Source organism: Mycobacterium sp. (genome assembly GCF_035314905.1).
Classification (GTDB): Bacteria; Actinomycetota; Actinomycetes; order Mycobacteriales; family Mycobacteriaceae; genus Mycobacterium.
The window spans coordinates 1-4,543 of record NZ_DATFYW010000059.1; the positions used below are offsets into that span (position 1 = coordinate 1).

A 4,543-nucleotide genomic window follows, 5' to 3' on the forward strand; every position below is an offset into this window, starting at 1 on the left:
GTGTCGGGCTGACAGGATTTGAACCTGCGACCACTTGACCCCCAGTCAAGTGCGCTACCAAACTGCGCCACAGCCCGTCGCTCACCGGCATCACCGGCAGCAGGTCGAAAGCCTACCGCAGACGGCTACGGTCGCCCTAAAGCCCGGCGTGGCTCACACCGTCATGAGCCGATACAACCCGATGAGACCGACGACCACGATCACGGCGCGCAGTGCATTGGGCGAAAGCCGGCGGCCGTAGTGCGCACCCAGCCAGCCGCCGACCAGCGAACCGACCGCGATCAGCCCCGCCGCGGGCCAGCTGATCCGGTGAAACGCCACTAGCGTGTATGCGGCCGCCGCGACGATGTTGACGACCAAAGCCAGCAGGTTCTTGGCGGCGTTCATCCGCTGGACCGACTCGGGCAGCAGCGCGCCCATCACGCCCACCAGCAGAATGCCCTGCGCCGCAGTGAAGTAGCCGCCGTACACGCCAACCCCGAAGGTGGACGCGATCAGGGCCGCCATCCGCCTCGGCGACACGTGGTCAGCGGCGCGACCAGCCTCCTCGGCGCGCCGACGTGCCCACGCCTGTATCCGCGGGCCAATGATCACCAGCACTAACGCGAGCACCAACAGCGCCGGCACCACCCGCGTGAACACCTTCTCGGACAGATGAAGCAGCAACCAGGCTCCCAACATGGCGCCTGTCAACGACGCGACGATCTGCCAGCGCAGCCGATGCCACTGGCCGCGCAGCTCACGTCTGTACCCCCAGGTCCCCGATAGGCCACCGGCAACCAGGCCGACTGCGTTGGACATGGTCGACGTCACCGGCGGATACCCGAGCGTCACCAAGGTCGGGAATGTGATGAGGGTCCCGGACCCGACGACCGCGTTGATTCCGCCCGCGCCTACGCCGGCCAGCGCAATCAAGGCCATGTGGAAAACGGACACTCGAAAACCCTAGGGCGGGACCTCAACGCGACCGCGCGGGCCCCAACGGCGACCGGGCGGGACCCCGACGCGACCGCGCGGACCTCAACGCGACCGCGCGGACCTCTTCTCGCGCACCCGCACATTGATCCGTATCGGGCTGCCTTCGAAACCGAACGTCTCGCGCAGCCTCCGTTCCAGGAAGCGTCGGTACCCCGCCTCCAGGAAGCCCGTCGTGAACAACACGAACGTCGGCGGCCGCGCGGTGGCCTGGGTCGCAAAGAGGATTCTCGGCTGCTTGCCGCCGCGCACCGGGGGCGGCGTCGCGGCCACCACCTCCTTGATCCACGAATTCAACTGCCCCGTCGAGACCCGCTTGTCCCACGACTCAAGCGCGCCATCGAGTGCCGGTACGAGCTTCTGAACCGCCCGGCCCGTTTTGGCCGAGATGTTCACTCGTTGCGCCCACGGCACTTGCGCCAGCTCACGTTCGATCTCACGCTCCAGCTGATAGCGGCGGTGCTCGTCGACCAGATCCCACTTGTTGAACGCCAACACAAGCGCGCGGCCCGCCTCGATCACCATCGAGATCACTCGCTGGTCCTGCTCGGTAATCGGTTGCGACGCGTCGATCAATACGATCGCGACCTCGGCCGCGTCGATCGCCCCGCGCGTTCGCACCGATGCGTAGAACTCGTGGCCACTGGCCTGACCAACTTTGCGCCGCAAGCCGGCGGTGTCGACGAACCGCCACACCTCGCCGTCCAGTTCGATCAGCGAGTCCACCGGATCCACCGTGGTGCCCGCGACCTCGTGCACCACGGACCGCTGATCCCCCGCCAGCTTGTTCAGCAGCGAACTCTTCCCCACATTCGGCTTGCCCACCAACGCCACTCGCCGCGGGCCGCCGACCACCGACCCAAGGTCGTGTACCTCCGGCAGCGCCGCCACCACGTCGTCAAGCAGGTCGCCGATGCCCCGTCCGTGCATCGCGCTGATTGCGTATGGCTGCCCGAGACCGAGCGACCACAGCGCGGCGGCGTCGGCCTCCCCCTTTTCGTTGTCGACCTTGTTGGCAGCCAGCAGAACCGGTTTTCCCGACCGGCGCAATGTACGCGCCGCCGCCTCATCCCCTGTCGTCGCACCGACCACGGCGTCGACCACCAGAATGATCGCGTCTGCGGTTCGCATCGCGACCGACGCCTGCTCGGCCACCAGCTGCTGCAGACCCTTGGCGTCCGGTTCCCAACCGCCGGTGTCCTGTACGACGAACCGCCGCCCGGTCCACGACGCGTCGTATGAGACACGGTCGCGAGTCACGCCGGGCAAGTCCTGCACGACGGCCTCGCGCCGCCCCAGGATCCGGTTGACCAGTGTCGACTTGCCGACGTTCGGCCGTCCCACCACGGCCACCACGGGCAGCGGTCCCGACGCGTCCTCCGACGGCTCCCCCTCGACGTCTTCGACGCTCTCCCAATCGCTTTCGTTGAACCACGTGCCGTCGGTCACCGCGCTACCCTCGTCCGCTGCTCGACCAGCTCCAACAGGTGCGCGATCACCTGTTCCTCCGTCATGGCGCCGGTGTCGACCACCACCGCGTCCTCGGCCGCCCGCAGGGGAGACACCGCACGCGTCGAATCCAGATGATCGCGACGCCGTACATCGGCCAGCACGCCCCCATAGTCGTCACCGAGGCCGCTGGCGATGTTCTGGTCGTTTCGCCGCTTGGCCCTCGTCTCGGCCGACGCGGTCAGGAAGAATTTCACATCCGCATCCGGCAGCACCACCGTCCCGATGTCGCGGCCCTCGACGACAACATTGCCTGGCCCCGCGGCCAGTTGGCGCTGCAACTCAACCAGCCGCTCGCGGACCTCGGGCACCGCAGACACCGCCGAAACCGCACCGGTCACCTCGTCTCCGCGGATCTCCGCCGAAACATCCTCTCCGGCAAGGAAACCCTGGTCATCGTCGGGACCGTAGCTGACCGACATCTGCACATTCGCCGCCGAGGCGGCCATCGCCTCCGGGTCAGTCAAGTCGACCCCCGCCCGCAGAAGCGCCAACGTCACAATGCGGTACATCGCGCCGGTGTCCAGATACCGCGCATCCAGCTCACGTGCCAAACCCCTTGACACCGACGATTTTCCCGTGCCAGCCGGACCGTCGACCGCGATCACCACCGAGTCGGTCACAGGCCCACCGCCCGGTAGAGCTCGCCAACCTCGGTGCGGTTCAACGGCCTCATGCTGCCGGGCCGCTGGTTTCCCAACGACACCGCTCCGATGTCCGTGCGCACCAACGACTGCACGGGATACCCCGCGGTGGCCAGCAACCGCCGTACGATTCGATTGCGTCCCTCGCGCAACGTCACCCGCACCAGCGTCTTGCCCGGCACCGCATCCACCACCGCGAAGTCGTCGACGTGCACGGGCCCGTCCTCCAATTCCACTCCTGCGCGCAGTTTCTTGCCGAGACTCCGTGGCACAGTCCCGTTCACCGTCGCAAGGTACGTCTTGGGCACCTGATACGAGGGATGCATCAGCCGGTGCGCCAGTTCCCCGTCATTTGTCAGCAGGATCAGTCCCTCGGTGTCGGCGTCGAGGCGCCCGACGTGAAAGAGGTTCCTGTTGCCGCGGACGCGGTGCTCGATCAAATCCCCGATGCAGGGGCGGCCACGATCGTCGGACATCGTCGAGTGCATGCCGCGTGGCTTGTTCAGCGCGAGATGCACCAGTGCGTCGTCGAGCATCACCCGCGCGCCGTCCACGCGCACCACGGACTTCTGCGGGTCGATGCGTGTGCCAAGCTCCGTGACCACGCGGCCGTCGACCTCGACGCGGCCTTCGGCAATCAGCTTCTCGGCCGCGCGCCGTGACGCAATTCCGGCCTGCGACAACACCTTCTGCAGGCGTACCCCCGAATCAGCCGACGCCGCCATGTCACTCCCGGTCCACGTCGAACGCCCGCAGCTGCTCATCGGCCGTATCCCTGCCACTCAGCTTCACGAATCGCGGCTCTTCGTCGAGGGATTCGCTGATGTCGTCGATCACGTCGATGTCGGGCAGCAGCGGCGCGATGTCGGGCAGGTCGGCCAGCGAAGACAACCCCAACCGCTCGAGGAACATCTCCGTAGTCGCGAATGTGACCGCACCGGTGTCCGGATCGGTGCCCGCCTCGGTGATCAGTCCCCGGGCCAGCAGCGTGCGCATCACCGCGTCGACGTTGACGCCCCGCACGGCGCTGACCCGGGCGCGGGTCACCGGCTGGCGATACGCAACAACGGCCAGCGTCTCCAACGCCGCGCGGGTCAGCTTGGACCGCGCGCCGTCGAGCAGTAGCTTCTCCACGTACGGAGCAAACCTGGCCCGGGTGTACATCCGCCACCCACCGCCGGCTTCACGCAGGTCAATGCCGCTCCCCCGGTCCGCCAGTTCGGTGGCCATCCGGTCCAGCGCCGCACCGACCCTGTCCGTGGTCTGCTGGGTCACCGTGGCCAGCGTCGCCACCGACACCGGTGTGTCGACCACCAGCAACAGCGCCTCGAGCACCGCGGTCAGCTCGTCGTCGTCGAGCTGGGTCTGCGGTTCCAACTCGAGGCCAAGGTCGAGATCCGGGATTTCCTCGCTCA

5 protein-coding genes and 1 tRNA gene are annotated in these 4,543 nt (G+C 67.4%); all 6 read right to left on the reverse strand.

Annotation, left to right across the window (positions count from 1 at the left end; all coding sequences use genetic code 11):
- Positions 1-3 precede the first annotated feature (3 nt).
- The 6 genes from VKG81_RS04610 to scpB all read right to left on the reverse strand — a co-directional run bounded on the left by VKG81_RS04610 (position 4) and on the right by scpB (position 4,532).
- Positions 4-77 (reverse strand) — tRNA-Pro (locus VKG81_RS04610).
- A 76-nt stretch (positions 78-153) separates the two neighbouring features.
- Positions 154-921, reverse strand: a complete 768-nt coding sequence (locus VKG81_RS04615; RefSeq protein WP_324390153.1) for a sulfite exporter TauE/SafE family protein — start codon at positions 919-921, stop codon at positions 154-156.
- 99 nt (positions 922-1,020) lie between these two features.
- On the reverse strand, positions 1,021-2,424 hold the full coding sequence (der, locus tag VKG81_RS04620) for a ribosome biogenesis GTPase Der (protein WP_324390147.1): 1,404 nt from the start codon (positions 2,422-2,424) through the stop codon (positions 1,021-1,023).
- Positions 2,421-3,107, reverse strand: coding sequence for a (d)CMP kinase (cmk, locus tag VKG81_RS04625; RefSeq protein WP_324390149.1), 687 nt, complete (start codon positions 3,105-3,107; stop codon positions 2,421-2,423). The genes der and cmk overlap by 4 nt, the downstream gene beginning before the upstream one ends.
- Positions 3,104-3,853, reverse strand: coding sequence for a pseudouridine synthase (locus VKG81_RS04630; RefSeq protein ID WP_324390155.1), 750 nt, complete (start codon positions 3,851-3,853; stop codon positions 3,104-3,106). Before VKG81_RS04630 ends, cmk begins: the two co-directional genes overlap by 4 nt.
- 1 nt (position 3,854) lies before the next feature.
- Positions 3,855-4,532, reverse strand: a complete 678-nt coding sequence (gene scpB, locus VKG81_RS04635; protein WP_414685160.1) for an SMC-Scp complex subunit ScpB — start codon at positions 4,530-4,532, stop codon at positions 3,855-3,857.
- Positions 4,533-4,543: the final 11 nt, after the last annotated feature.

Coding starts and splice junctions, on each gene's coding strand:
- VKG81_RS04615 (WP_324390153.1), bottom strand. CDS start 921: ATGGCCTTGATTGCGCTGGCCGGCGTAGGCGCGGGCGGAATCAACGCG.
- VKG81_RS04630 (WP_324390155.1), bottom strand. CDS start 3,853: ATGGCGGCGTCGGCTGATTCGGGGGTACGCCTGCAGAAGGTGTTGTCG.